The organism is Erythrobacter sp. SG61-1L (genome assembly GCF_001305965.1).
GTDB lineage: Bacteria > Pseudomonadota > Alphaproteobacteria > Sphingomonadales > Sphingomonadaceae > Andeanibacterium.
The window spans coordinates 816,178-839,357 of sequence record NZ_JXQC01000003.1; the positions used below are offsets into that span (position 1 = coordinate 816,178).

Below are 23,180 nucleotides of genomic sequence, written 5' to 3' on the forward strand. Positions count from 1 at the left end.
GCGGGGGCGTTGCCTTCGTGCAGGGGCTGCCTAAATTACACATCAAAGACGTTTCAGGAGAATCCCGATGGCTACCAAGGCCGTTACCGACGCCAGCTTTGCTGAAGACGTGATCAATTCCGACAAGCCGGTGCTGGTCGATTTCTGGGCCGACTGGTGTGGCCCCTGCAAGATGATCGCCCCCGCGCTGGAGGAAATCAGCGAAGAACTGGGCGAACAGGTGACCATCGCCAAGATGGACATCATGGAAAACACCGAAACCGCCAGCGCCTTCGGCGTCCAGTCGATCCCGCTGATGGTGCTGTTCAAGGGCGGTCAGCCCGTGGCCCACAAGCTGGGCGCCGCACCGAAGAGCCAGCTCAAGAGCTGGATCGAAAGCGTTCTGTGATGTGAACTTCCCCTCCTCGAAAGGGGAGGGGATGGATCAGGCCCCTAGCCGATCCATCAGGCCGGCAAGCTCGTCCCACAGGGGCGGGCTCGCGGCACCCAGCAGGCCCTTGCGGCCATCGTCCACGCGATAGGGCGAACCATCGGGCCGCGCAGCTTTGCCGCCCGCCTCATTGAGAAACAGTACGCCGGCCGCATGGTCCCATGGCAGAGTGCGCTCGAAGATCGAGACGTCATTCTCACCCAGAACCAGGCGCGGATATTGCTCCGCAGCGCAATAGGGCACGTCGACGCAGCGATAATGGGGCGAAACCTGACCGTGCACCGCCTCGCGACGGGCCGGGTCCATGAAGATCAGGGAGATCGCCGCAACCGGCAGGGCTTCACCCGTTGGCCGGGCGTGGACTTTCTCGCCATTCACGAAGGCGCCCTTGCCGCGATGGGCCACGCAGAAGCGGTCTGTCAGGACATCGTAGATCCAGCCCGTGTGGCATTCACCGCCTTCCGCCATGGCCAGCAATATGCCGAACGGTGGCTTGCCCTTGGCGAAGTTGCGGGTGCCATCCAGCGGATCGACGATCCAGCAGGGGCCGGAAAGCCGGTCCATCACGGAAGGGTCTGCATGGGCGGCTTCCTCGCCCACGATGGGCAGGCCAGGAATGATCTTCGCCAGGCCTTCCGCCAGCAATTCTTCCGAGAGGTGATCGGCCACGGTGACGACATCGTCCGCCGCCTTGGCCGTCACCTGATGATCGGCCAAGGTCTGGTAATGAGGCAGGATCGCCCTTTGCGATACGTCGCGCAGCAGCGCATGGATCGCGCTGTGCAACGCGTCTGGCGTCATGAACGATAATCCGCGTTGATCGCGATGTAGCCGTGGGTGAGATCGCAGGTCCACACGGTAGCGCGGCCTTCGCCCAGCCCGATGTCGACCGAGATGTCGATTTCGCGGCCCCGCAGATGCTCGGCAACCGGGGCTTCGTTGTAATCGGCGAGGGGCTGGCCGTCCTTGGCCGCCCACACACCACCGAAACCGATGGAGAGCTTGTCGCGGTCGGCAGGCTCGCCCGCCTTGCCCACGGCCATGACTACGCGACCCCAATTGGCATCTTCGCCTGCAATCGCGGTCTTGATCAGGGGGGAGTTAGCGATGGCCAGGCCGATCTTGCGCGCGCTTTCGTCCGAAATTGCGCCGGTTACATCAACGGTGATGAACTTCTGCGCGCCTTCGCCGTCGCGCACCACGAGGTGCGAAAGCTGGCGGCAAACGTCGAGCAGGGCAGCGGCGAAGGCATCCGCGCCGGGGCTGTCCGGCCCGGTCAGCACATCGTTGCCGGCCTTGCCGGTGGCGAAGGCCAGCACCGTGTCGCTGGTGGACGTATCGCTATCCACCGTGATGCAGGAGAAAGTCTGCAAATTCGCGGCGGAAAGCACTTGCTGCAGGAAGGCGGGTGAAACAGCCGCATCAGTGAAGATATAGCCCAGCATCGTCGCCATATCGGGTGCGATCATGCCGCTGCCCTTGATGATGGCGGCCAGCGTCACAGTCTTCCCGCCAATCACGGCCTGCGCCATCGCGCCCTTGGCGAAAGTGTCGGTAGTGGCGATGGTGTTGGCTGCATCTTCCCAGCTGCAGGCATCCGCGCCCAGAACTGCCGCAACGCCGACCTGCGCCTTGTCCTTGGGCAGAGGGACGCCAATTACGCCAGTGGAGCTTACGAACACTTCCGCAGGAGCGCAGCCGAGATGGGTGGCAACCTGGCCCATGATCTGTTCCACGGCCTCGCGCCCGCGATAGCCAGTGAAGGCGTTGGAATTGCCGGCATTGACGATCAGCGCGCGTGCCGTGCCTGCCTTCACCTGTTCACGGCCCAGCTCGACCTCGGAAGAACAGCAGATGTTCTTGGTGAACACACCGGCCACGGCAGTGCCTTCCGCCAGTTCGGCATAGGTCAGGTCGCAGCGGCCCCAATCCTTGTATCCCGCGCGCGCGACGCGCAATGTCACGCCCGCTATCTGCGGCATGTCGGGGAAAGGCTTGGCGAGCGGCGAGGTTTCAAGTTCCATGATCGCCGCCATTAGGTGCCGTGCAAGGCGCGGGCAAGCGCATCGTTGCCTGCAGGGCTGCACGCCACTATGCAGGCCGCATGGGGGAGAACCACAAGATTGCCGTCGCTGCGCTGTTTGCGGTCATTTCATCTCAGGCGCTCCATGCTGCCGAGGAACAGGATCTTATGCCGCCTCCGGTTCCGGTGATGCCGGCCGTTCGGTTGGCCCCTCCCGCGCCGCTTGCGCCAGCGGGCAATGCGCAGCCGCCCAAGCCCATCACCCCGCCGAACAGGTGGATCGGCGAGGACGATTATTTGCCGATTGCAGTGCGCAACGGCACGGAAGGCACGGTTCCCGTTCGCCTGACCGTCGATCCTGAAGGTTTCGTTTCGGGCTGCCGGGTGCTCGGCACCAGCGGCAGCGCCTTGCTGGATGCCTACACGTGTGAATTGCTGCCGGAACGGGCGCGTTTCGAACCGGCGCGTGATCGTGATGGCAACCCCACTGTTGGTTATTGGTCTACCCGGGTGATCTGGCGAATGCCGCCCCGGCCGCCTGCTGATGAATTCGCCGAAGCCCCGCATGACTTGATCGTGAGTTACAGCTTCGAAATGGGTGAAGACGGGGCGGTTTCGCGCTGCCGGTTGGAACTGGCATCGGAACGCACGCGCTTGCGCGACATCTGCCCCCGTGCTGCGCGAATTCCGCCGATAATTGACAAGGATGGCAATCCGGTGCGCAAGCGCGTGACCGTTACTCTGACGACGCTGCTGAGCGATCCTGACGAGCCGGAAACCGGCGAATAGGGCGCAGCGAGGCAGCACGAGCAGGCAGGGAATGACCTCTATCAATCCGGGCCACTGGACGGGCGGCAAACTCGCGACTATCTTGCGACCGATGCTCAAGCGCATTTTGACCCTTTTTGCGATCCTTACCGGGCTAGCCGCCGTGGCGGCCCCGGCACAGGCGCGCATGACTGCGCTGGACGGCCTGGAACTTCATGCCGCTGGCGACAGCATCGTCAAATGCGCGGATAAAAGCGTTGCGCAGCAGATACTTCCGGTCGAACGGATCGGGGAGCGCAAGCCGCAGGTGCCGGGATGCCGGCCCCCTGTCATCACCATCGTGATCCCTACGGTTCAGCTTCAAGCTGACCGTGCGCGCGAATAGCGCCAGCTATCTCATAGCCTAACAGCGACCCTGCGGCGCATTCGGCGCGTGCGGGGCTTTCCATCCGGCATGCCCGGATTCCCGATACAGCTTACAGGAACCTTCCATGATCGGCTCCATTGCCAAGGCAATTTTCGGCTCGTCCAACGACCGCTACGTCAAATCCCTCGACAAGATCGTCCGCCAGATCAACGCGCTTGAGCCGCAGCTCGAGGCTTTCACTGACGAGGAACTGCAGGCGCAGACCGAGAAGTTCCGCCAGATGCTGGCTGGCGGACAGACGCTGGACGACATCCTGCCCGAAGCCTTTGCCACGGTTCGCGAAGCATCGAAGCGCGTGCTTGGCATGCGCCATTTCGATGTACAGATGATCGGCGGCATCGTGCTCCATCGCGGTGAAATCTCCGAAATGCGCACGGGCGAAGGCAAGACGCTGGTTGCCACGCTCGCCACTTATCTCAACGCGATCGAGGGCAAGGGCGTCCACGTCGTGACCGTGAACGACTATCTGGCCAAGCGCGATGCGGAATGGATGGGCCAGCTCCACCGCTGGCTGGGCCTGTCGGTGGGCGTGATCGTACCCAATATCGGCGAGTTCCAGCGCCGCGAGGCCTATTCCTCCGACATTACCTACGGCACGAATAACGAATTCGGCTTCGATTACCTGCGTGACAACATGAAGCATGAGCGCGGCCAGATGGTGCAGCGCGCCTTCAACTTCGCAATCGTGGACGAAGTCGACTCCATCCTGATCGACGAAGCACGTACGCCGCTGATCATTTCCGGTCCGACCGAAGACAAGTCCGAGCTTTACGTCGCCATCGACAAGGTCGTGAAGACGATCCCGGCCGAATGGTACGATTTCGACGAAAAGGCCCGCAGCGTTTCGTTGACGGAAGAGGGAGCGGAAGAAGTCGAAAACCTGCTGGTTGCAAGCGGGTTGCTGGCGACGGACAATCTCTACGATGTCGAAAACACGCAGGTGGTTCACCACCTCGATCAAGCTCTGAAGGCCAATGTCGTGTTCAAGCGCGACATCGATTACATCGTTAAAGACAACAAGGTTGTCATCATCGACGAATTCACCGGCCGCATGATGGACGGACGCCGCTGGTCCAATGGCCTGCATCAGGCGGTGGAAGCCAAGGAAGGCGTGAAGATCGAGCCTGAGAACCAGACGATGGCCTCGATCACGTTCCAGAACTATTTCCGCATGTATCCCAAGCTGTCGGGCATGACCGGCACCGCCGCCACCGAAGCGGCGGAATTCTATGATATCTACAAGCTCAACGTGGTGGAAATTCCCACCAACGTTTCGGTGAAGCGCATCGACGAGGAAGACGAGTTCTACAAGAACACGCAGGACAAGTTCCAGGCGATCGCCAAGCTGATCCGCGAGAAGAACGAGACCGGCCAGCCCGTGCTGGTGGGCACCGTTTCCATCGAAAAGTCGGAACTGCTGTCGGACTTCCTGCGCAAGGAAGGGGTGGCGCATAACGTGCTGAACGCCCGCTTCCACGAAAGCGAAGCCCATATCGTGGCCCAGGCGGGCCGTCTGGGCGCAGTGACCATCGCCACCAATATGGCCGGTCGCGGCACGGACATTCAGCTGGGCGGCAACCTTGAATTCCGCGCGGAAGATGAATTGCAGGACATGCCCGAAGGGCCGGAACGCGACGCCGCCATCGCCCGGATCAAACAGGAAATCGCCGCTGAAAAACAACAGGTGCTGGATGCCGGCGGGTTGTGCGTGATCGGTACGGAACGCCATGAAAGCCGCCGTATCGACAACCAGCTGCGCGGCCGTTCGGGCCGTCAGGGCGACCCGGGCCTGTCGAAGTTCTACCTCTGCCTTGAGGACGATCTACTGCGCATCTTTGGGCCGGACACGCTGTTTGCCCGCATGATGAATTCGAACCTCGCCGATGGTGAGGCTATCGGCTCCAAGTGGCTCTCCAAGGCAATCGAGACGGCGCAGAAGAAGGTCGAAGCGCGTAACTACGACGTGCGTAAGCAGGTCGTGGAATACGACAACGTGATGAACGACCAGCGCAAGGTGATCTACGAGCAGCGCGCCGAGATCATGGACAGCGAAACCGTGGACGACGTGGTGATCGACATGCGCCACGAAACCGTCAACGCGCTGGTGGCCGAAGCCTGCCCCGTTGGCTCCTATCCTGAACAGTGGAACATCGCTGGCCTGAAGGAACGCGTGGCCGATGTGCTGGCGCTCGATGCCCCGCTCGATGCGTGGATGCAGGAAGATGCGCTCGAACCGGAACTGATCGAACAGCGTCTGGTCGAAATGGCCGATGCACAGATGGAAGCCAAGGTTGCCGCTTCAGATGCGTCGATCTGGCGCCAGGTGGAAAAGCAGGTTCTGCTCGACCGGCTCGATCATCACTGGAAGGAACACCTCGCTACGCTCGACGCGCTGCGCCAGGTGGTGTTCCTGCGCGCCTATGCGCAGAAGCAACCGATCAACGAATACAAGCAGGAAGCCTTCGGCCTGTTCGAACGTATGCTGGAAACCATCCGCGAGGACGTGACCCGCATCCTGATGACCAGCGAATTGCGCATCGCGCCTCCGCCGGCCGAAGACCTGCCGGAACTTCCCTCGTTCCTCACGGGCCATATCGATCCATTCACCGGCCTTGATGACAGCAATGACGGCGATGGCTCTGCCGGGCAGGAGGCCATGTTTGGTTCGCTGGCGGGCGCTCCGCGTGCGGCTGTCGGCCCCGGCGGTGCTGCAAGCGAAGATCCGTATCGTGCGATGAATGTCAGCCGCAACGCACCGTGCCCGTGCGGTTCGGGCAACAAGTACAAGCATTGCCACGGCGCCATCGCGTGATTTCAGGCGCGGAAGGCGTCTGCGGACGCTTGCTGCAATTGTAACACCTGTTATGGTTCCTTCACGGGAGTGGAGGAACCATGCAGATACGGAAAATCGATCTGCCGCGTTGCAAGGTGGGCGAAGGCCCCGTGTGGGACGTGGCCGAGCAAGCGCTTTATTACATCGACATTGTGGACCGGAAGGTCTTCCGGTGGGATCCGGCCAGCGGCGATCACCGCGCGTGGGACGTGCCCGACATGATCGGATCGATGGCCTTGCGCGGCAAGGGCGTGAAGCCTGACGGGGCGATTGTCGCGCTCGTCACCGGCATCCATTATCTCGATTTCGCCAGTGGGGAGGTTTCACCCTTCGCGCTGATGGACCCGGCCAATCCGGAACTGCAGCTTGCCGATGGCAAGGTGGACCGGCGTGGCCGCTTCGTGTTCGGCACCAGCCATCGCGCGATGAAGGAGCCTGCGGGCGGCCTGTGGTCGCTGGGCACGGATGGGCGCCTGACGCAGCTGGATGGCGATATTCACTTGGGCAATGGCCCATGCTGGTCGCCTGACGACAAGGTGCTCTACCACGCCGACAGTCTGCGCCACATAATCTATGCCTATGATTACGACATAGAAACCGGCGCGGCGACTGGCCGCAGGGAGTTCTTCGAAACCTCGGCCTATGGTCCGATCCCGGATGGCGCCACCGTCGATACGGACGGCAATATCTGGGTGGCGATCTGCGAGGGCGGGGTGGTGCTCTGCCTTTCGCCCGAGGGGCAGGTGCTGAGGGAAGTGAGATTCCCCACCAATATTCCGGCAAGCTGCATGTTCATGGGGCCGAAGCTGGATCAGCTGTTCGTGCCGACGATTGATCCCGGCTTCCTTGGCAGGCCGTCCGAACCCGATGACGGGGCGAGTTTCCTGATCGAAGGGCTGGGGGTTACCGGCATTGCCGAGCCGCGTTACGGCGGCTGACGGGAGCATATTACAATGATCGACCGGCGCATGTTCCCGCTGATGTTCGCGGTGTTCATCAACATTGCGGGCTTCAGCCTGATTCTTCCGCTGCTGCCCTTCTACGGCCCGCTCTTCGGCGCGGGCGCCTTCGAAGTGGCCTTGCTCTTTGCGGCCTACAGCCTCGGCAATGTGTTCGGGGAAATCTACTGGGGCCGCCAGTCCGACCGATGGGGCAGGCGGGCAGTGCTTGTCTTCACCACCACTGGCGCGGCACTGACCTATGTTGCCTTTGCTTTCGCCCCGGTGCTGTGGCTGGCGATCGCGATCCGCATCGTCAACGGCTTCTTCGGCGGCACGCTCAGCGTCGCGCAGGGCTTCCTGGCCGATGCATCACCTCCGGAACAGCGGGCCAAGGCAATGGGCCTGTTCGGTTCTGCCTTCAGCCTGGGATTTGCCTTCGGCCCGGTGATCGGCGGCGTGTTTGCCGGGGCGGGCACATCGCTGGCCGATTTTCGCAGCCCGATCCTGATCGCGGCGGGGCTTTCGGCCATTGCGGCGATCTGGTCGCTAGTGGTTCTGCGCGATGTGAACCCGCCAGCAGGCAAGGCGCGGCCGCTGCCGAAATATAGCGAGGGCTTTGCCTATGTGCTGACCAGCCCGCTGCTGTTTCGCCTGTTTGTGATCTCCTTCTTCGGGATTGCCGCCTTTGCCTCCAGCGAGGCGGTCTATGGCCTGTGGAGCGAGGCCAATTTCGGGTGGACCGCGCGCGATCTGGGCTTTGCCTTCATCGCGATCGGGCTGGGCGGCCTCGTCGTGCAGCTATTCCTGCTGCATCCGCTGGTGGTGCGCTTTGGGGAAGGGCGCGTGATTACTGCCGGGTTGCTGGTGATCGCTGCCTCCATGTTGCTGCAACCGATCCTGCGCGATCCCTATGTGGCGGTTGCGCTGATGGGCATGTTGATGGTGGGGCATAGCCTTGCCTTCCCGACGGCAGGGGCGCTCACGTCGCGGACCGCGCCGGTGGAGCGGCAGGGAAGTGTGATGGGGCTGATCATGGCCTCCAACGCCTTTTCGCGCATCGTCGCGCCGCCTGCCTTCGGCCTGATCTACGAAAAGGCCGGACATGACGTGCCGTGGTTGGCCGGTGCGGCGATGATCGTGCTGTTCGCAGTGCCCTTTGCCATTCAGCTTGCAGGCCTTACCAAGAGGCGCGCTGCCTGACGGCCGGGATGGAACTACACGCTCCTCTCCGGCGTTGGGCTGAAAGACCATTGAGGGAGAGAGCCGTGAAGTCATCCATTCTGGCCGGCATTGCCGGTATCGCTCTGGCCGTTTCGGCCGCAGGCGCCGCGCAGGCGGAAACCAGCGCGGCAGCCGTTGCTGCGGTTGCCGATGCGGGCCGTCCGGCAGCCGACACGGCTCGCGATGCGGATCGCAAGCCGGGCGAGATCGTCAGCTTTGCTGGCGTGAAGCAGGGCGACATCGTGGCGGAGATTGCGCCGGGTGGCGGCTATTACACGCGTATTCTGGCGAAGACGGTCGGCCCGCAAGGCCATGTCTACGCCATGATGCCCAGCTTCTTCGCCAGCCGCCCCGGCGGGCTGGATGCAATCAACAAGCTGGCGGAAGAATATGGCAATGTCACTGTAGTGGTGGCCGATTTCGCCGATTTCACGCTGGAGAAGCCAGTGGACCTCGTCTGGACCACCGAGAATTACCACGACATGGCCAATGGTAATATCGCCGGGATCAATGCGTCGGTGTTCAAGGCATTGAAGCCCGGCGGTATCTATTTCGTGGAAGACCATTCCGCGCCCGGCACAGGTGTGTCGGCAACCTCCACGATTCACCGGATCGATCCGGCTGCAGTGAAGGAACAGGTTGCGGCTGCAGGTTTCAAGCTGGAGGCGGAATCGGACCTGCTGGTCAATCCGGCCGATCCCGGCAATATCAGCCCGCGCGATGTGAAGCCGGGCGTATCGACCAAATTCGCCCTGCGCTTCAAGAAGCCGGGCTGATCTGCACATCTGGCAGCAACCAAAGGAAAAGGGGCCGAAAGGCCCCTTTTTTATTACCCTGAAGGGTAGTGGCTCCCCGAGTAGGACAGGCACAAAATAGATATTTCAACGCCTTAGCGTTGTCTCACCCGCCTAAGCTCCCCACGGAATCCTGCGGCACCCCGAGTGGAATGTCTCACCGGAAATGGGGGAATTCGTGATGGGTTTGATCGTCGATAATTTCGCAGGTGGCGGTGGCGCCAGCACCGGGATCGAGGCCGCGCTGGGCCGGGCCGTGGATATCGCCATCAATCACGATGAACAGGCGATCCGGATGCACGAGGCCAATCATCCCGGTACCGTGCATATCCGCAACAACATCTGGCAGGTGGACCCGCGCGATGTGGTGCGACAGGCTGCCTCAAGCAGCGGCGCGGTAGGCGAGAATGGGCTTCCGCCGGTGGACCTCGCGTGGTTCAGCCCGGACTGCAAGCATTTCAGCAAGGCCAAGGGCGGGAAGCCGCGCGACAAAGGTATTCGCGATTTGGCCTGGGTGGTGGTGCTGTGGGCCAAGCGGGTGCGCCCCGCGCTGATCCTGCTGGAAAACGTGGAAGAATTCCGCACCTGGGGGCCGCTGTGCGAGCAGGGTTTCCCGATCAAGGAACGCGCCGGCGAGACGTTCGAGAAGTGGTGCAAGGAGTTGCGCAAGCTCGGCTACAAGCTGGAATTCAAGGAACTGCGCGCCTGCGACTATGGCGCGCCCACGATCCGCAAGCGGTTCTTCATGGTGGCGCGGTGCGACGGCAAGCCGATTGTCTGGCCCAAGCCGACGCATGGCAAGCCGGATAGCGCCGATGTGCAGGCGGGTCGGTTGAGGCCGTGGCGCACGGCGGCGGAAATCATCGACTGGTCGATTCCGTGCCCCAGCATCTTCGAGCGCAAGAAGCCTCTGGCCGAAAAGACCCTGCGGCGCATCGCGCACGGCATCATGAAATTCGTGGTGAACAACCCCAAGCCGTTCATCGTGCCACTGACGCATCACGGCAGCGACGGGCGGGTTTATGGGCTGGGCGATCCCCTGCAGACCGTAACGGCGGCTCACCGGGGCGAAATGGCGGTGGTGGCGCCGCATATCACCAAGTTCAGGGCTGGGGCGGTGGGCCATGGCGCAGACGAGCCGCTTTCAACCGTGGCCACCACGGGTTCGCAGCAGCGCGTCGTCACCAGCAACCTGATGAAGCTGCGCGGCACGAGAGATAGCCATATTCGCAGCAGCGCCGAGAGCGTGGAAGAGCCGCTGAGCACTATCAGCGCCGAGGGCACGCACATGGCCGAAGTGCGGGCCTTCCTGATCAAATATTACGGCAACGAGCAGGACGGCCACGGGCTGTCCAACCCGCTCGGCACCGTGACTGTGCGGGATCGTTTCGGGCTGGTGACGGTGACGATCGAGGGCGAGGAATACGTCATCGTCGATATCGGCATGCGGATGCTGACCCCGCGCGAGTTGTTCAACGCGCAGGGCTTCCCGCCTGACTACATCATCGACGTGGACGCCACGGCCCGCCCGATCACGAAAACCGCCCAGGTGGCCAAGTGCGGCAATTCGGTGTGCCCGCCGCTGGCCGAGGCGCTGGCCCGGGCGAACTGGCACGAGGCGGTGGAAGCCGAGAGGGCCGATGCCCAAGCCGCCTAAGGCCTGGTCGCGCCGCCCAGCGCCGGCACCGTGGACCCCGGAGGAAGATGACAAGATCCGCGAGATCACGCGCATCGGGCTGGGCAGCCATTTTTACGAGAGCGCGCTGCCTGGCCGGTCGTTCAGCGAGATTATTGAGCGGCGGCTGCAATTGGCTGAGCGAGGAGTGAAAAATTCTTGAGGAAGATGTGGAAGTGGCCAACCCGGACCGAATTGCAGGCCTTGCTGGATTATGATCCATCGACGGGGGCGCTGACATGGCGCGCTCGCGGAGGGAAGTTCTCTTCCAGATGGAACGCTCGCTACGCGGGAAGGCAAGCCGGGACAAAAACCCCTGAGGGCTATGTTGTCGTCAAAATCAATGATCGCAATCATGGGGCCCACAGGGTCATTTGGGCTTTAATCCACGGCTGCTGGCCAGACTGTATCGATCACATCAACGGTGATGGAACGGACAATCGTCTCTCCAATCTTAGGGCAGTTAGTAGAGCGATCAATCAGCGTAACCAGAAGCGACATCGATCAAACACTTCTGGCCGAACAGGCGTTCACTGGTTGGCGTCCCACGAGAAGTGGATTGCTCACATCAAGATTGATGGTCGCTCGATTCATCTTGGGCGCTTTGACGACAAAGATTCTGCCATTGAGGCTCGTATAGTCGCAGAAGAGAAATTCGGATTTACTGGAAGACAGTAACTTCAAACTGAATGAAATATTTGAGAAATGGTCAGGGGTAAAAAATGAGGTCCCTATGCGCTTTTCTTGACCATCTTCTACAGGGAGGACCCGCGCTTTTCTGCGCTTTTCTTTCAGTTTACTGTTGCATGTCTCGCTGATTTGACTATGTAGAAGCGCATCGGACGTGCCGCACCGATCCCGCAAGGGCTGGCAAATGGAAGGAATGACAGATGCTTTCACACTCTCAACAAATCGAGCGTTTCGGAATGACAACGGCAGAGGCGCACGCGATCCGCGACCGCGCGCAAGCGCTCCCTGGCCTCAATATCGCAGCCGCCCGCAATGCCTGGCGCGAGCTGCTGGAAGATATTCGCGGCTTGAATGATGGCCCGCATCCCGAAGCTATACGCCTTCATATGCTCAAGGCCATTTGCGACGGGGCAGGGATCGCAGGCGCGAAGGATGCGGCGCGCCAGTTCGCCGGTTTGGTGGCCGCCTGACATGCCCGCCGCCGCAACAGTCCTATTCACCCTCGCGGCCATCGTGGCGCCCGTGTGCGTGGCGCTCGACCTTTACCGCGCTGTTCAACTCTGGCGCCTGTTGAGCGCCTAAAGGGAGGCTTGAGCCATGCCTTACAACTGGACCGAAGAGGAAGCAGAGATAGCCCGACTGGGCGCGATTGCTGACGCGATAGAGGTAGCGGGTTGCCGCGACCTTGGCGACGGGGTGGAGCGTTGCGACGGTGAGCCCGGCGATATGTGGAGCGTTTACTTCCACTTCACCCCCGAATGGGCGAACGATCCGAACGAGTTGCGCGGGGCCATGTGCATCGCCGACCGCAACACATTGAAAGAGGCGGAATCCTATGCGGCCCAGCTGGCGGCCCGCTTTACCCTTCCGGTCAACCTCTTTGTATAGCCGAAACGGGGCGCCGTTGTGCGCCCCGTCGCGTGGGACCTGTCCGCCCCGCGCCCGATGATGGCAGGACATAGGGAATTGAGACGATGACACGCGAATTCACGAAAGCCGAGACGATGGCAAGGTTTGTTAAAATTGACGCTTTTGAAGGTAAGTTCTGCGTTATGATCGCTTTTGATGATGATATGGATTGCCTTGTTTTTGGCAGCGCCAAACGGGCGAAGGAAGAAGGCGAGCGCATGGCTCGCCTTCACTCGTGCGAGTTGCGAGTTGCATTATGAGCAAGTCCTCCATCAGCACATTCGAGTTGTTCCAGCGGTTCCCCGATCAGGAAAGCGCCCGTCTCTATTTCGAGGCGGCGCGCTGGCCTGACGGGGCTGCCTGCCCCGCCTGTGGCTCAAGCGCTCAATGGCCCACTGTCGATCCGGAAGACCGCCTATTCTGGCACCCGGAGCACGATGGCGAGGAATTCACCCGCGAAGAGGTGCTAGCGATCATTGGAACGCCGAAGCGCTGCACAAGAACGGCTGAATTTGACTTTGGTGCCCCTGTTCTGGCGGAGGCAGCATAATGACAAGGCAATCCGATATTATACCGCCAGAGCCTCCCCGATGGATCATCCGCGAAGGTTGCAGCGTCGCTATGCTGCGTCGGCCTGATTATGCCAGCGCCATGGAACGAGCGCGATATATCGGCTTCACCGATCCGGAAAAGGTGCGCTTGATTGACAATGGCGAGGATTGGAAAGCGATATGGGAGGCTGAAAAGGCGTTGGCGACAGGGCAGCCAATCAAGTTTCCTGCCTGACCCCCTACCGGTGAAATCCAGCGGCCGTTGCGACGCATACTCTACCCGTGATACCAATGCGGCGCCGGACATGCTCGCCCGGCCGCTGAACAGAGCAAGAGGAAGGAAATGACGATGACCGAAGAACACTGCCAGACTTGCGGTAAGGCATGGCCGATTCACCAACTCGACGCCAAGCCGCTGCTGTTGAAGCGCCGCCCCGGCTTCAAAGGCTGGATCATGCGCCGCCTGCAACTCTGGATGTTGATCAACGCCCAGGATGAGGGCGCTGAATTCGACTATCTGGAAGGGCCCTGCTGTTACGGTCCGGGATATGTCGAGGCTGAGCCAGATCCATCAGGCGAAGTCACGCGCAAGCAATGGATTGAATTGGGCCGCGAGGTAGACAACGCAGCCCTTAGCTTCGCGTTCAAGCCATGACGGCTCCAACCGAACTCTGCCAGCTCGCCAGCACATGGGCGGGATCGATCCTGCCCGGTGGCTGGATGGCCGAGGAAAAGCGTGACGGATGGCGCGCGCTCTACATGCGCGGCCTTGATGGCAAGCCCAGGCTCTACACACGCAACGGACACCCTATCGAGGGAACCGGGCACATCGTCCACCGTCTCGGCCTACTCGAGCGCGTCGCGGGCCAACCCTTGGTGATCGACGGCGAATTTCAGGTCGATGGCACGCTTGATGCGACCAAACACTGGTGCGAACGCGGATGGCGTCACGGAGGCGAGGCGGGCCTGCTCTACGCCTTCGACGTGGTGCCCATGGTCAATTGGGTGCGAGGGGGCTGGGAATGGCCACAGGAGCGCCGCAAGGCATGGCTGCAGAGCCTTGCCGCCCAGGTCGAGGCCGACGCCTCGTTGCAATGGGAATGGCGCCCCGGCAGTCGCGGCGCGGACGAGGGCCGGGAAGCGGTCAAGGTCTTGCCCCATGGCTGGGCATTCGGCGTGCATGACGTGCGCGACGCGGCTTGTCGGGTATGGGGATCAGGCGGTGAGGGGATCATGCTTAAAGACCCGGCTGCGCCCTATCTGCGCAATCGGAACGGCGCGTGGCAGAAGGTCAAGCGCGTGGAGCAATTCAGGAGGGCAGCGTGAGCGATTATCGTCAATTTCAGGACGCCCTGCTTAGCCGCATGAGTGATGCTTTCGGAATCCGATATGATTTGCTGGCGGCAGATTATCGGGCCTGTAATCCGACCATCACCGGAAAAATGCTGCGCCTTGCGATGATTGGCGAGCCGAGAAAATGGAAACGTGCTTGGCGCCTATACTTTCAGGCCAACGGCAAGAATGTAGCACGCTCGCCATTTTCGCAGGCAATTGCCGATCTTCGCTTCGAAATTATGAAGCGCCGAATGCATCAGATGCACATGCGTGTTTACGAACAATGGCTTGCCGAGAAACACGCCACCCTACCGGCTCAATCCAACACCACCCCTACCGAGGCAATCAGCGGAGGCGCGATCGATGCAGCTTAAGGGCAAATACCGGATCGTCATCGAGGGCGACACCGATGTGTTCGATCAGGGCGGCGCCGACCCGCGCCTGATCGGATACCTGATGCAGCGGCTGATGTGCGGCCATGAGGCGCATATGCCGGAACTCAAATACTGGAACATCACCGTGCGATGCGAGGAAGGGGAGGTAAGTTCGTGAGTGGCATTATTGAGGAGAATGAGACGGTTCAGGCACAGGCGGAAGCGTTGTGGGCGCGGATCTCTGGTGCGCTTGAGAAGGTATCGATGGCTTCCGCCAGTGCAGCAGTGGCCAATCCTAATGCGGTCCAGCTCATTCTAAGCAAGGCGGAAAAGAACCTCATTCGTGTTGCCACACGCGACCAAGGCGTGCCGGGGTTCGATGAGGTGGAAATCCCCCAGCCGCGCGGCCCTACCGTATGTTTCAGGGGAAGGATGCTGGCCGACACGCAATGGACCACGCGCGGCACAGATCCGCTGCTGATCTCGCTGGAGCTATGGGAGACGGAGGCCGGCGCTCTGGTGGCGGCTGCATTCAGCGAACCGGCAGGGCGCGAGGACGGCTTCGAGGACTGCCGCGTGCTGGTCGTGGACCCTACCGCTGATATCCAGGCCGCGCATTTCGCGGTGATGGAGCATTTCCAGTGGGCCGACCGGGCCAGGTCCATGGTACGCGAACTCGGCTGGGATTTGCGGCAGGAGGTGGCGTGATGTGCTGGGATTGCTGGACGCAGGAGGGCTCGCCCAAGCTGAACACCCCTGAAATCGTGCAGGCCGCAGCCATGGCGGCCGAACTCAACGAATTCGGAGCGCTGCACATCATCCTTGCCGACTTCAATATCGATGATGATGACATCGCGTTCTGCAGGTCACTTGCGGATGAACTGACCGAAGGCGACGCGAGGTTTCTCGACCTGTTTGAGCCAATGAGCATTGAAGAAAGGGCAAGCTGTTTAGGGCTTGCTGATGGCTATTGGGAGGTGCGTGATGTTCCTGATCCGAGCAACAACCGTTGAAAACGGTCTTAAGACCATGTGGGTCGCCTACGCGAAGAGCGAGGCCAATGCCGAACACATCGCGGGAATGTATCGCGCGACCGGGCATGACGATGTCCGCATCCGCGACCTTGAGGCCGAGGACGACTTCATCGCCATCCCGCGCCTTGAGAGGGAGAAGGGAAATGGGTGAAGCCAGCAAAGCCACTCAGGCTGTTCAACGTGCCTTATGCGGGTTTGGAATGGTCGAAATGGATATGAACGAGGTTGCAGGAAAAATCGGAGCGGCGCTTTCCCGAGTAGGTGCTGCAATTGAATGCGTCGGGCTTGATGAGTGCGAGCATCTCGATGAGACTGAAACAACTGCACCACCCCTATCCCGGCTTACCGAAGCGGGAAGGGGCCCTACCGGGGGAATTGAGCCGTGATCTACCACTTCGCCATCGTCCATAAAGATCCGGGCTCGGCCTACGGCGTGACGTTCCCCGGCCTGCCCGGATGCTTCTCCGCAGCCGATACGCAGGACGAGATCGTGCCGAACGCGGTCGAGGCGCTGGCGCTATGGCTTGAGGGGGAAGGGGAGCGCGTGCCCATTGGGCTCGACGAGGTGCGCGCGACACACGCCGATGATCTGGCAGCCGGAGCGTTCATCGTCTCGGTGCCGCTGATCCGCAACAGCGGAAAGATGGTGCGGGCCAATATCTCGATGGATGGAGGGGCGCTTGCGGCGATCGATGCCGCTGCAGAGGAGCGCGGGCTTACCCGCAGCGCGTTTCTGGCTCAGGCCGCGCGTAATGAGATGGCTGGGGGAGTAGTCAAGTAATTCTTGACGACTGCTGCTGGTTGCTGCGGGCCGGTCGCTACTCCGGCTCCTATCGTAACGCTATGATCACTCGCGCTATTGTCAGTCTCAGAATGGCGCCATTTCTAACATCAGCCAGCCCCGGGATATATGGCCCAAGGGCGGGAATTGCACCCGCGTTCTCCATTCCTGCGCTTCTGCCTTTCAGCGCCGCCGCAGCACCGCCCCAATACCATCGCACCCCTACCATGGCAAACAAGGGCGGCGCGCGTGCCCGTCACGCCGCCCCTGCCTCGCACCGAGGGGGAGAGGAACCCTCGGCCGATCTCAGGCCACGGAAAGGATCTGGAACTCCTGCACCATGTAGAGCGGGTGGCGGCTGCCTCGCGCGAAGGGCGGCTTTTTCATGCGGCCCAGATAGCTGTGCGCCTGCCGCGCGGTCGTGGCAGTTGGATTGAAGCAGAGGTAGACCGGCCTGCGGATGCCCAGCTTCTCCATCATGGGGCGGAACTTCGCCTCCATCTCGGTCCGCGTCTGCCATCCCAGCGTGAAATTGATGACGCGGAAGATCAGGCCATCGGTGTCGGCCGGCACGCCCCATTCCGTGAACCCGGCATTGCCCAGATCCTCCACGCCCTGCTCATAGTCGAAATTGTAGTAGTGGCTCGGCTCGATCTTCTCGCCCAGCACCAGCATCGATGCTTCGAAATCGCCGGTATGGCCAGTGACGTCGATCCGCCACCACGTCGCGGTTTCCACCGCGTCCAGTTCCAGATGGCTGTGGTAGAGCCCGTCCTCGCGCGTGATCGATGGGCTGATGAAGTCCAGCGCCGTGCTGTCATAGGGCGCGCTCGAACCGTCAACATCGTCTTGACTGTTGCCCAGCCGCAGACGGATCTTGGTGCCGGGCAAAGCGTTGGCCAGCATCACGGAGCAGAAGTCGATCGCCTTGGCCGTGCTGAAATTGCCCCGAGCCCAGACATTGCTTGCGCCGCTGGTGCGCCAGGTCAGGCCCTGATCGATATGACGGCCGAGGAACTTTGCAGGATGGCCACCGCGCGCATTGCCCGTGACGACATTTTCCAGTTCGAGCGGAACGACGAAGAAGGGTTTCCGGATCGTCATGTCAGCCCCACACCATTGCGGCGGAATCCTGCTTGGCGAAGTCGAAGCCGAATTCCGCGATCAGCACCTTGCGGCTCACATCATGCCGGTCAGAGGTGAGCCATCCATTCGGGATCGTTCCGGAGGTGTAATCAATCGCGGCCATCTCGTCGGTCCCGTTCATTTCGGCCCGGAAGCGTCGGCGCCCGATAACGCCCAGCAGTGCCTGCCTCTCATCGGCCATGATCTGCGCATCTGCAGTGCTGTCGAAGAACGTCTCGACCGGGTCTTCGCTTTCGCGCGCTGAATTGCCGAACGCGGCGCGGACATCGGCATCCTCTGAAACGACCTTGCGGTATTCCTCAAGGATGAATCCGATGCGGGTAGGGGTTGCGGGCATGGTTCAGAATACTCCCAGGAACTTGTGGCGGCTTCGCTTCACCGCCTCCCGGTCCCTTTCTTCACATCGTTCCACGATGCCCACGGCTGCGCGGTATCGGTCGTTTGCCTTGTCGAGCTGGCCGGTCTGCGCATCGCCAAAGGCGATCCAGTCGCCCACCGTTTCGCCCTGCGGAAGATCGGCGCCGGGCACTCCCTGCCGCCATTCATCGGGCAGTAGCGTGCTGCAGGCACTCGGGGCGCTCACGATAGGCGGCGCGCTTACACAGGCTGCGGATGCCAGCAGCATGGGCAGCAGGATCAACCGGCGCATTGGCACCGGGGGCATTGCGAATGTCATGGGCGTTCTCCCGCGTAAGGGCGTCTGTGGCGGCCTCTCCGGCCATTTGGGTGCCGATGGTGTTAACGGCGTCGTTTCCGCTCTGGATGGCCGCCTGAGCGGTGTTCTTACCCAAGCGGGCCTCGGTCTTGGCGGTGGCCCCGCCCAGCAGGGTGGAAACCAGCCACCAGATGCCGAGAGCGAGCAGCGCAGCAACGATGGCCCAGGCGATGGGTTTGCGCAGCAGAGTGGCCAGCCAGGTCATCACAGCACCCCCAGCCCTTCGCGGCAGACCTTCGCCTCCCGCGCGCGACGGGCGACAAGGCCTTTGACCACCCTGCCACCAGCCTTGTTCCACCACGTTATCGCGGCGCAACCACCGGATAAGTCACCAGCATTGAAGCGCGCCCTGGCAGTAGATTTGCAATAGCCGCTCGTCCCCACATTGTAAGCGAGTGAAACAGCGGCAAAGCGAGGACCTTGGCGTTGGCGCTCGGCAACCGGGCTGTCAGAAAGCGCAAGCCCAGGCGTGCAGGCCATCACGGCGCTGGCGTGTTTCACCAGTTCCTCTTCCAGCATGGCCGAGCATTCCGCCTCGGTGAAGGTCTTGCCCTGCAGCAATGGCTTACCGCGCCAGGTGGTGATCCCATCGCAGGCAGTGGGCACGCCCACCATGTCCAGATAGACCTTCAGGTACTGCTTGCCGGAAAGGTGGCGGATCTGCAGTTCCCCGCTATCAGCCACAGTCGCATCCACTTTCCGGCCGCTTTCTTCCTGCGGCACTGCAATGCCCAGCGCCACGGCCACGGCGGCACCCACGATGGATGCGAGCGTGATCTTGCCTTTCCGGGCAGCAGAGGCGCCCACAGGCAGATTGGTTTCAGCGGGGGCCTTAGCCATCGTTCGCGCCTCCTTGCTTCCACAGCCGCGCGAGCGTGGGGATAACGAACACCACCAGCGAGACGCCCGCGGCCAGCGCCGTGCGCCAGATGCCGTTCGGCAAGAAGCCGATCAAGCCCAGCAGCAGGGTAGGATGCGCGGTCAGCACACCGGCCACGATTGCGGCAATTGCGGCGATGCGGATGCTCCAGAAGCGCCACCAGCTGTGCGCTTCATCGATCAGCCATTTGCTCATTGCGTTCTCCTTAAGGTTGGCCGGCGCCGGGTGTGTGGCCGCCAAGAATTGCCCAGACGGTAGCTCCGGCACCAACGAGCCACGCCAGCGCTGGACTGCGCATGATCGCGCCCCAGACGCCCTTTTCCCCGGCGCGCGCAGCTTCCTTCAATTCGAGCGCGTGAACCTTGCTGCTGACCAGTTCGATGGCGGTGCGGTTCTCGGAACTGATCTGGGCAGAGGCGCGGATATCACTGCGAAGTCCGCCGATGGCTTCGGACAGCACCGAATGTTGATTGCCCATGTCGCGGGCCAATCCGTCCAGTCTGGCATGCACCCGGTTGATGGCTGTCGAGAGATCCGGATCATTCAGCATGCCCGCCTCCATCGCGCGCGGATTGCTCAACGCCCAGCTTCTGCTGGAACGCCTTGGGTTCGATCATCATGTCAGGTTTCCCTATCTCGGGCGGATTGCGATGGTTGCCGCGCACCAGCCGTTGTCGGCATGATGTGCGGACAATTTTTCGGTCAGTTCGGAACAAGACCCTGCAGAATACCGGTCGTGGCAGTTGGCGTTCCACCAATGGTGAAGGTCACGCTGCCAGTAGCACCAGCAGGAAAGTCCTTCTTATAGACCGAAACTGGCGGACCACCGCTCCTGACACTATTGACGAGTTCCCAAGAGGCGTCAGGTGGAGCGTGCGTCCCGGTTAATCCGGTCGATGCAATGTGAGCCAGAACCGTTCCGGCCTTGGAAAGCGTTATGCCTGGAATGACAAGAGACCCGGTTCCTGTCCTTGTTCCGGCAGTCCCTATCGCGTCATGGTTGGCGTTGCGGAACACGCAGCCAATCATGTTCTTGTTGACTGATGCGCCATAGGTGAACGTGTTCGCGGATGGAGGATAGGGCGAGGTACTGATTACGAGATCGCAGGTCTGGTTTGTCTCAAGCCGTTCCGTCCATCCACTGGGCGGCGTCCATCCAGATCCACCAGTTTCAGGAGCGAGCGAGGCAATGAGAAGATCGCCAGTGGCAGCACCGCTACCGTAACTTCCGTTGATCGTTGTTCCAGCAGCTGTATTTGAACCGGTGGAAATCAGTTCGACACCATTGGACCGCCCGGCAAAACCCTCGAACACGCAGTTCTGCAACAGCATCAGCTATCGTCCGCCGCGTCAGTGGTCAGGATGATCCGGACGCCCAGCAATTTCGCATCGGCAGCGAGCGTATCGGAACCGTTGGCCGCATCGCGGTAGAACTCGAACACCACCATGTCGCCGTTGGCCGGAGATCCGCCCACCGTAATCGCGGAGGATTGCGCCGACACCATCACGTCATTGGCCGCCGTCACGCCATCGGTCACGCTTTGCGCCGTGCCAAACGCGGCATCGATCGGATCGTCATCGGAGATCGCCACGGCGCGGCAGGCCCAGACGACATTGCCCGTTGTCGTAGCGGTCCAGATATATTGGACCTTTACCGTTCCCTTGTCCCAACGCTTCGGCATCAGGAACCGGATCTGCGCGTATTCCGCGGTCGATGCGTCGAAATCCAGCGTCTCGACCATGATCTTGTTGGTCGTGGTTTCGCTCGAACCTACAGCCGGACCATTCGTGGTGCGGCGAGTCATCGCAGTGGCCGGGATAGGGATCTCGTGAACGCCATCGGCAAAGACATATTGCCGCGTCGCGCCGTTCATGCGGTGGAACCGGCCCGCAGTGGTTGCCCATTCGTCGCCGTCCGCTGGCGATGATGGCGCGGCGCCGGCAGGCATATTGGCCGACGCGCCACCGCTCGCGGATGCCACCATGCCGAGCTTGCCTTCCATGGTGCCGCCCGATTTCAGCAGGGCATTGCTGTTCGGCAGCAGGCCGATGGTCCAGTCAGAGCGAGTACCGGAACCTGCCGATGACGTGACATTCACGGTCAGCGCGTCGGTGCCTGAATTATAGGCAGTGATCGTGCCCACCATGTAATGCGTGGTCGGATTGGCATTGCTGGTGATCACGACGCCTTGGCCCGACACGAAGGCCGCATCTGCCGTGAGCGTGAATCCCTTCGATCCGGTGCCGATTGCCACCGAACTGGTCGAAGCTGCCGTCAGCGCGGCAACCGCCGAAGCCGCCGCTGCTGCAGCGCTATTGCTTGCAGCCGTTGCGCTCCCGGACGCGGCCGTTGCAGAGCCGGCCGCTGCCGTGGCGCTGGCCGCAGCAGCTATCGCGTCATCATTCGCATCGGATGCGGACCCAGCGGCCGCGCTGGCCGAACCGGACGCGGCCGTTGCAGAGCCGGCTGCCGAAGTTGCCGAGCCAGCAGCAGCCGTTGCGCTCCCGGCTGCCGCCGTAGCGCTGCCAGCCGCTGCCGTAGCGCTGGCCTCTGCTGCATCCGCAAAGGTTTCGACGCCATCGGCGCTGGCCTCGGCTCGCGCGGCTTGCCTCGCAGCCTCAGCGACGTTCTCGCCCAACTTGACGACAGGGCGCCCTTCGCTGTTCCGGGCAAGGATGATCGGACCGCCGCGGGCGGAAAGCAGTGCGGCAGCCATCAGTCGCCCACCCCGGCCTGCACCACGAATGCGCCTTTGCAGATCAGGCGTTGCGGTGCACCGCTTGGCGTTACCAGCAGGTCATAGACGAATGAGCCTGCGCCTAGCGTTTCCATCGATGCTTCATCGATCTGGACCCGAAGGGTGGTTGCACCGACCTGCGCACCCTGTTCGTTGACGTAATTGGCGTCGTAGGACGCCGAGACGCCCTCGGACCCGGCAGCAGCGCCCGTAACGGACTTGGACGGGCTGACGCCTTCGGCAGAGGCAATTGCGAAGACATAGGTGCCCCCGCTCAGGTTCTGGCCTTCGATGATGAAGTCCCCGTCACCGGTGGCGCCTCCCCAGGGCACGCGCTTGGACGGCACGGTGATGTCGTGTTCCCAATACATGGCTTACTCCGGCCAACCTGTGTTGATGTCGATGAGGTCGAGCGCGGCCAGATCTTCCGCCGCCTCGATGCTGGAGCGCAGGGCCTGCCGATAAGCATGGCAGGCGTCAGAGTGGGCAAAGACTTCGGCGCAGATCAGGGCCGCGTCCTCGGCGCTGAGCGATACGATGGAATCGTCCGCCATGGTCCAGTCAATGGCGCGGGGCAGGGCGGCCAGCCGCTCGAAGGCAGCAAGGCTTGCCTCGCTGGTCTGCACGCGCCCAAAGCTGGTTTCGCAACCGTTATGCAGGGCTTTGGTTGCGCAGCGCTTTGCCTGCTGCCACTTGGCCGCCTTGGCCTCTTCCAGCGTTGGGACGCGCGCGACCACCGATCCGGTTTCGGGATCGACCTTGAACGCGGCCATGTCGTGGGTGCCCAGAACGGCCCCGACATCGCCGCTGGTATAGGTGGCGAAATCCTCCAGCATCTGTGCTGAAACCTGGGCGAACATTTCCCCGGTCTGCTTGTTGTAGAGGGTGGCTTGAATGCTCATTACGTCTCCCCGC

The 23,180-nt window shown here is 61.8% G+C and carries 36 protein-coding genes; 23 read left to right on the forward strand and 13 right to left on the reverse strand.

What is annotated here, in order from left to right; translation table 11 throughout:
• Positions 1-67: 67 nt before the first annotated feature.
• Positions 68-388, forward strand: coding sequence for a thioredoxin (gene trxA, locus SZ64_RS04195; RefSeq protein WP_054529665.1), 321 nt, complete (start codon positions 68-70; stop codon positions 386-388).
• Positions 389-424: 36 nt separating this feature from the next.
• On the opposite strand, the gene SZ64_RS04200 is transcribed toward trxA, so the two are convergent.
• Both SZ64_RS04200 and argJ read right to left on the reverse strand, forming a co-directional pair.
• Positions 425-1,231, reverse strand: a complete 807-nt coding sequence (locus tag SZ64_RS04200) for an inositol monophosphatase family protein (protein WP_054529666.1) — start codon at positions 1,229-1,231, stop codon at positions 425-427.
• Positions 1,228-2,454, reverse strand: a complete 1,227-nt coding sequence (gene argJ, locus SZ64_RS04205; RefSeq protein ID WP_054532081.1) for a bifunctional glutamate N-acetyltransferase/amino-acid acetyltransferase ArgJ — start codon at positions 2,452-2,454, stop codon at positions 1,228-1,230. The genes SZ64_RS04200 and argJ overlap by 4 nt, the downstream gene beginning before the upstream one ends.
• 80 nt (positions 2,455-2,534) lie before the next feature.
• Between argJ and SZ64_RS04210 the strand changes: the two genes are divergently transcribed.
• The 22 genes from SZ64_RS04210 to SZ64_RS04300 all read left to right on the forward strand — a co-directional run bounded on the left by SZ64_RS04210 (position 2,535) and on the right by SZ64_RS04300 (position 16,786).
• A complete protein-coding gene (locus tag SZ64_RS04210) occupies positions 2,535-3,242 on the forward strand; it encodes an energy transducer TonB (protein ID WP_156313466.1) in 708 nt (235 codons plus the stop codon).
• A 91-nt stretch (positions 3,243-3,333) separates the two neighbouring features.
• Positions 3,334-3,606: a hypothetical protein gene (locus SZ64_RS04215; protein ID WP_054529668.1), complete on the forward strand. Its 273-nt coding sequence runs from the start codon at positions 3,334-3,336 to the stop codon at positions 3,604-3,606.
• 106 nt (positions 3,607-3,712) lie between these two features.
• On the forward strand, positions 3,713-6,460 hold the full coding sequence (gene secA / locus SZ64_RS04220; RefSeq protein ID WP_054529669.1) for a preprotein translocase subunit SecA: 2,748 nt from the start codon (positions 3,713-3,715) through the stop codon (positions 6,458-6,460).
• 80 nt (positions 6,461-6,540) lie between these two features.
• Entirely contained in the window at positions 6,541-7,419 is an 879-nt protein-coding gene (locus tag SZ64_RS04225) for an SMP-30/gluconolactonase/LRE family protein (protein WP_054529670.1), read from the forward strand.
• Between the two features lie 15 nt (positions 7,420-7,434).
• Positions 7,435-8,622: an MFS transporter gene (locus SZ64_RS04230; protein WP_054529671.1), complete on the forward strand. Its 1,188-nt coding sequence runs from the start codon at positions 7,435-7,437 to the stop codon at positions 8,620-8,622.
• 65 nt (positions 8,623-8,687) lie between these two features.
• Entirely contained in the window at positions 8,688-9,419 is a 732-nt protein-coding gene (locus SZ64_RS04235) for a methyltransferase domain-containing protein (RefSeq protein ID WP_054529672.1), read from the forward strand.
• A gap of 199 nt (positions 9,420-9,618) precedes the next feature.
• Positions 9,619-11,094, forward strand: a complete 1,476-nt coding sequence (locus SZ64_RS04240; protein ID WP_156313471.1) for a DNA cytosine methyltransferase — start codon at positions 9,619-9,621, stop codon at positions 11,092-11,094.
• Positions 11,078-11,275, forward strand: a complete 198-nt coding sequence (locus tag SZ64_RS04245) for a hypothetical protein (protein ID WP_054529674.1) — start codon at positions 11,078-11,080, stop codon at positions 11,273-11,275. Before SZ64_RS04240 ends, SZ64_RS04245 begins: the two co-directional genes overlap by 17 nt.
• A gap of 763 nt (positions 11,276-12,038) precedes the next feature.
• Positions 12,039-12,272, forward strand: a complete 234-nt coding sequence (locus SZ64_RS04250) for a hypothetical protein (RefSeq protein ID WP_054529675.1) — start codon at positions 12,039-12,041, stop codon at positions 12,270-12,272.
• 127 nt (positions 12,273-12,399) lie between these two features.
• Positions 12,400-12,690 carry a hypothetical protein gene (locus SZ64_RS04255; protein WP_054529676.1) on the forward strand — a complete coding sequence of 97 codons (291 nt, stop codon included), beginning with the start codon at positions 12,400-12,402 and terminating at the stop codon, positions 12,688-12,690.
• Positions 12,691-12,776: 86 nt separating this feature from the next.
• Positions 12,777-12,971, forward strand: a complete 195-nt coding sequence (locus SZ64_RS04260) for a hypothetical protein (protein WP_054529677.1) — start codon at positions 12,777-12,779, stop codon at positions 12,969-12,971.
• Entirely contained in the window at positions 12,968-13,261 is a 294-nt protein-coding gene (locus SZ64_RS19015; RefSeq protein ID WP_054529678.1) for a transposase, read from the forward strand. Before SZ64_RS04260 ends, SZ64_RS19015 begins: the two co-directional genes overlap by 4 nt.
• Complete coding sequence (locus tag SZ64_RS18485; protein ID WP_156313475.1) at positions 13,261-13,497, forward strand: hypothetical protein; 237 nt, start codon at positions 13,261-13,263, stop codon at positions 13,495-13,497. Before SZ64_RS19015 ends, SZ64_RS18485 begins: the two co-directional genes overlap by 1 nt.
• Before the next feature lie 114 nt (positions 13,498-13,611).
• Positions 13,612-13,917 carry a hypothetical protein gene (locus tag SZ64_RS04270; protein ID WP_054529679.1) on the forward strand — a complete coding sequence of 102 codons (306 nt, stop codon included), beginning with the start codon at positions 13,612-13,614 and terminating at the stop codon, positions 13,915-13,917.
• Positions 13,914-14,588, forward strand: a complete 675-nt coding sequence (locus SZ64_RS04275; protein WP_054529680.1) for a hypothetical protein — start codon at positions 13,914-13,916, stop codon at positions 14,586-14,588. The genes SZ64_RS04270 and SZ64_RS04275 overlap by 4 nt, the downstream gene beginning before the upstream one ends.
• On the forward strand, positions 14,585-14,971 hold the full coding sequence (locus SZ64_RS04280; RefSeq protein ID WP_054529681.1) for a hypothetical protein: 387 nt from the start codon (positions 14,585-14,587) through the stop codon (positions 14,969-14,971). The genes SZ64_RS04275 and SZ64_RS04280 overlap by 4 nt, the downstream gene beginning before the upstream one ends.
• Complete coding sequence (locus SZ64_RS04285) at positions 14,961-15,149, forward strand: hypothetical protein (RefSeq protein WP_054529682.1); 189 nt, start codon at positions 14,961-14,963, stop codon at positions 15,147-15,149. Before SZ64_RS04280 ends, SZ64_RS04285 begins: the two co-directional genes overlap by 11 nt.
• Complete coding sequence (locus tag SZ64_RS04290; protein ID WP_156313477.1) at positions 15,146-15,679, forward strand: hypothetical protein; 534 nt, start codon at positions 15,146-15,148, stop codon at positions 15,677-15,679. The genes SZ64_RS04285 and SZ64_RS04290 overlap by 4 nt, the downstream gene beginning before the upstream one ends.
• Entirely contained in the window at positions 15,676-15,984 is a 309-nt protein-coding gene (locus tag SZ64_RS04295) for a hypothetical protein (protein ID WP_156313479.1), read from the forward strand. Before SZ64_RS04290 ends, SZ64_RS04295 begins: the two co-directional genes overlap by 4 nt.
• Positions 15,985-16,000: 16 nt before the next feature.
• Positions 16,001-16,156: a hypothetical protein gene (locus SZ64_RS18490; RefSeq protein ID WP_156313481.1), complete on the forward strand. Its 156-nt coding sequence runs from the start codon at positions 16,001-16,003 to the stop codon at positions 16,154-16,156.
• Positions 16,149-16,391, forward strand: coding sequence for a hypothetical protein (locus SZ64_RS18495; RefSeq protein WP_156313483.1), 243 nt, complete (start codon positions 16,149-16,151; stop codon positions 16,389-16,391). Before SZ64_RS18490 ends, SZ64_RS18495 begins: the two co-directional genes overlap by 8 nt.
• Positions 16,388-16,786 carry a type II toxin-antitoxin system HicB family antitoxin gene (locus SZ64_RS04300; protein ID WP_054529685.1) on the forward strand — a complete coding sequence of 133 codons (399 nt, stop codon included), beginning with the start codon at positions 16,388-16,390 and terminating at the stop codon, positions 16,784-16,786. The genes SZ64_RS18495 and SZ64_RS04300 overlap by 4 nt, the downstream gene beginning before the upstream one ends.
• Positions 16,787-17,092: 306 nt before the next feature.
• Here SZ64_RS04300 and SZ64_RS04305 read toward each other — a convergent pair whose 3' ends face one another.
• From SZ64_RS04305 to SZ64_RS04350, 11 genes are all read right to left on the reverse strand, one after another.
• Complete coding sequence (locus tag SZ64_RS04305; RefSeq protein ID WP_054529686.1) at positions 17,093-17,890, reverse strand: hypothetical protein; 798 nt, start codon at positions 17,888-17,890, stop codon at positions 17,093-17,095.
• A gap of 1 nt (position 17,891) precedes the next feature.
• On the reverse strand, positions 17,892-18,269 hold the full coding sequence (locus SZ64_RS04310; protein ID WP_054529687.1) for a hypothetical protein: 378 nt from the start codon (positions 18,267-18,269) through the stop codon (positions 17,892-17,894).
• Positions 18,270-18,272: 3 nt separating this feature from the next.
• Complete coding sequence (locus tag SZ64_RS04315; RefSeq protein WP_054529688.1) at positions 18,273-18,461, reverse strand: hypothetical protein; 189 nt, start codon at positions 18,459-18,461, stop codon at positions 18,273-18,275.
• Positions 18,462-18,474: 13 nt separating this feature from the next.
• A complete protein-coding gene (locus SZ64_RS04320) occupies positions 18,475-18,852 on the reverse strand; it encodes a hypothetical protein (protein ID WP_054529689.1) in 378 nt (125 codons plus the stop codon).
• Complete coding sequence (locus SZ64_RS04325) at positions 18,852-19,487, reverse strand: lysozyme (protein WP_054529690.1); 636 nt, start codon at positions 19,485-19,487, stop codon at positions 18,852-18,854. Before SZ64_RS04325 ends, SZ64_RS04320 begins: the two co-directional genes overlap by 1 nt.
• Positions 19,480-19,722 (reverse strand): hypothetical protein, encoded by a 243-nt coding sequence (locus tag SZ64_RS04330; protein WP_054529691.1) that lies wholly within the window; start codon positions 19,720-19,722, stop codon positions 19,480-19,482. Before SZ64_RS04330 ends, SZ64_RS04325 begins: the two co-directional genes overlap by 8 nt.
• A gap of 10 nt (positions 19,723-19,732) precedes the next feature.
• Complete coding sequence (locus SZ64_RS04335; protein WP_156313487.1) at positions 19,733-20,107, reverse strand: hypothetical protein; 375 nt, start codon at positions 20,105-20,107, stop codon at positions 19,733-19,735.
• A gap of 122 nt (positions 20,108-20,229) precedes the next feature.
• Positions 20,230-20,859 carry a hypothetical protein gene (locus SZ64_RS18500; protein WP_156313489.1) on the reverse strand — a complete coding sequence of 210 codons (630 nt, stop codon included), beginning with the start codon at positions 20,857-20,859 and terminating at the stop codon, positions 20,230-20,232.
• Positions 20,859-22,244: a hypothetical protein gene (locus SZ64_RS04340; protein ID WP_054529693.1), complete on the reverse strand. Its 1,386-nt coding sequence runs from the start codon at positions 22,242-22,244 to the stop codon at positions 20,859-20,861. Before SZ64_RS04340 ends, SZ64_RS18500 begins: the two co-directional genes overlap by 1 nt.
• Positions 22,244-22,636 carry a hypothetical protein gene (locus tag SZ64_RS04345; protein WP_054529694.1) on the reverse strand — a complete coding sequence of 131 codons (393 nt, stop codon included), beginning with the start codon at positions 22,634-22,636 and terminating at the stop codon, positions 22,244-22,246. The genes SZ64_RS04340 and SZ64_RS04345 overlap by 1 nt, the downstream gene beginning before the upstream one ends.
• Positions 22,637-22,639: 3 nt before the next feature.
• Complete coding sequence (locus tag SZ64_RS04350; protein ID WP_054529695.1) at positions 22,640-23,167, reverse strand: DUF4376 domain-containing protein; 528 nt, start codon at positions 23,165-23,167, stop codon at positions 22,640-22,642.
• Positions 23,168-23,180 lie beyond the last annotated feature (13 nt).

Coding starts and splice junctions, on each gene's coding strand:
- SZ64_RS04270 (WP_054529679.1), top strand. CDS start 13,612: ATGACCGAAGAACACTGCCAGACTTGCGGTAAGGCATGGCCGATTCAC.
- SZ64_RS18495 (WP_156313483.1), top strand. CDS start 16,149: ATGGGTGAAGCCAGCAAAGCCACTCAGGCTGTTCAACGTGCCTTATGC.
- SZ64_RS04350 (WP_054529695.1), bottom strand. CDS start 23,167: ATGAGCATTCAAGCCACCCTCTACAACAAGCAGACCGGGGAAATGTTC.
- SZ64_RS18500 (WP_156313489.1), bottom strand. CDS start 20,859: ATGCTGTTGCAGAACTGCGTGTTCGAGGGTTTTGCCGGGCGGTCCAAT.
- SZ64_RS04275 (WP_054529680.1), top strand. CDS start 13,914: ATGACGGCTCCAACCGAACTCTGCCAGCTCGCCAGCACATGGGCGGGA.
- SZ64_RS18485 (WP_156313475.1), top strand. CDS start 13,261: ATGACAAGGCAATCCGATATTATACCGCCAGAGCCTCCCCGATGGATC.
- SZ64_RS04230 (WP_054529671.1), top strand. CDS start 7,435: ATGATCGACCGGCGCATGTTCCCGCTGATGTTCGCGGTGTTCATCAAC.
- argJ (WP_054532081.1), bottom strand. CDS start 2,454: ATGGAACTTGAAACCTCGCCGCTCGCCAAGCCTTTCCCCGACATGCCG.
- SZ64_RS04210 (WP_156313466.1), top strand. CDS start 2,535: ATGGGGGAGAACCACAAGATTGCCGTCGCTGCGCTGTTTGCGGTCATT.
- SZ64_RS04225 (WP_054529670.1), top strand. CDS start 6,541: ATGCAGATACGGAAAATCGATCTGCCGCGTTGCAAGGTGGGCGAAGGC.
- SZ64_RS04245 (WP_054529674.1), top strand. CDS start 11,078: ATGCCCAAGCCGCCTAAGGCCTGGTCGCGCCGCCCAGCGCCGGCACCG.
- SZ64_RS04255 (WP_054529676.1), top strand. CDS start 12,400: ATGCCTTACAACTGGACCGAAGAGGAAGCAGAGATAGCCCGACTGGGC.
- trxA (WP_054529665.1), top strand. CDS start 68: ATGGCTACCAAGGCCGTTACCGACGCCAGCTTTGCTGAAGACGTGATC.
- SZ64_RS04310 (WP_054529687.1), bottom strand. CDS start 18,269: ATGCCCGCAACCCCTACCCGCATCGGATTCATCCTTGAGGAATACCGC.
- SZ64_RS04305 (WP_054529686.1), bottom strand. CDS start 17,890: ATGACGATCCGGAAACCCTTCTTCGTCGTTCCGCTCGAACTGGAAAAT.
- SZ64_RS04260 (WP_054529677.1), top strand. CDS start 12,777: ATGACACGCGAATTCACGAAAGCCGAGACGATGGCAAGGTTTGTTAAA.
- SZ64_RS04330 (WP_054529691.1), bottom strand. CDS start 19,722: ATGAGCAAATGGCTGATCGATGAAGCGCACAGCTGGTGGCGCTTCTGG.
- secA (WP_054529669.1), top strand. CDS start 3,713: ATGATCGGCTCCATTGCCAAGGCAATTTTCGGCTCGTCCAACGACCGC.
- SZ64_RS04285 (WP_054529682.1), top strand. CDS start 14,961: ATGCAGCTTAAGGGCAAATACCGGATCGTCATCGAGGGCGACACCGAT.
- SZ64_RS04340 (WP_054529693.1), bottom strand. CDS start 22,244: ATGGCTGCCGCACTGCTTTCCGCCCGCGGCGGTCCGATCATCCTTGCC.
- SZ64_RS18490 (WP_156313481.1), top strand. CDS start 16,001: ATGTGGGTCGCCTACGCGAAGAGCGAGGCCAATGCCGAACACATCGCG.
- SZ64_RS04320 (WP_054529689.1), bottom strand. CDS start 18,852: ATGACCTGGCTGGCCACTCTGCTGCGCAAACCCATCGCCTGGGCCATC.
- SZ64_RS04215 (WP_054529668.1), top strand. CDS start 3,334: ATGCTCAAGCGCATTTTGACCCTTTTTGCGATCCTTACCGGGCTAGCC.
- SZ64_RS04250 (WP_054529675.1), top strand. CDS start 12,039: ATGACAACGGCAGAGGCGCACGCGATCCGCGACCGCGCGCAAGCGCTC.
- SZ64_RS04200 (WP_054529666.1), bottom strand. CDS start 1,231: ATGACGCCAGACGCGTTGCACAGCGCGATCCATGCGCTGCTGCGCGAC.
- SZ64_RS19015 (WP_054529678.1), top strand. CDS start 12,968: ATGAGCAAGTCCTCCATCAGCACATTCGAGTTGTTCCAGCGGTTCCCC.
- SZ64_RS04240 (WP_156313471.1), top strand. CDS start 9,619: ATGGGTTTGATCGTCGATAATTTCGCAGGTGGCGGTGGCGCCAGCACC.
- SZ64_RS04325 (WP_054529690.1), bottom strand. CDS start 19,487: ATGGCTAAGGCCCCCGCTGAAACCAATCTGCCTGTGGGCGCCTCTGCT.
- SZ64_RS04345 (WP_054529694.1), bottom strand. CDS start 22,636: ATGTATTGGGAACACGACATCACCGTGCCGTCCAAGCGCGTGCCCTGG.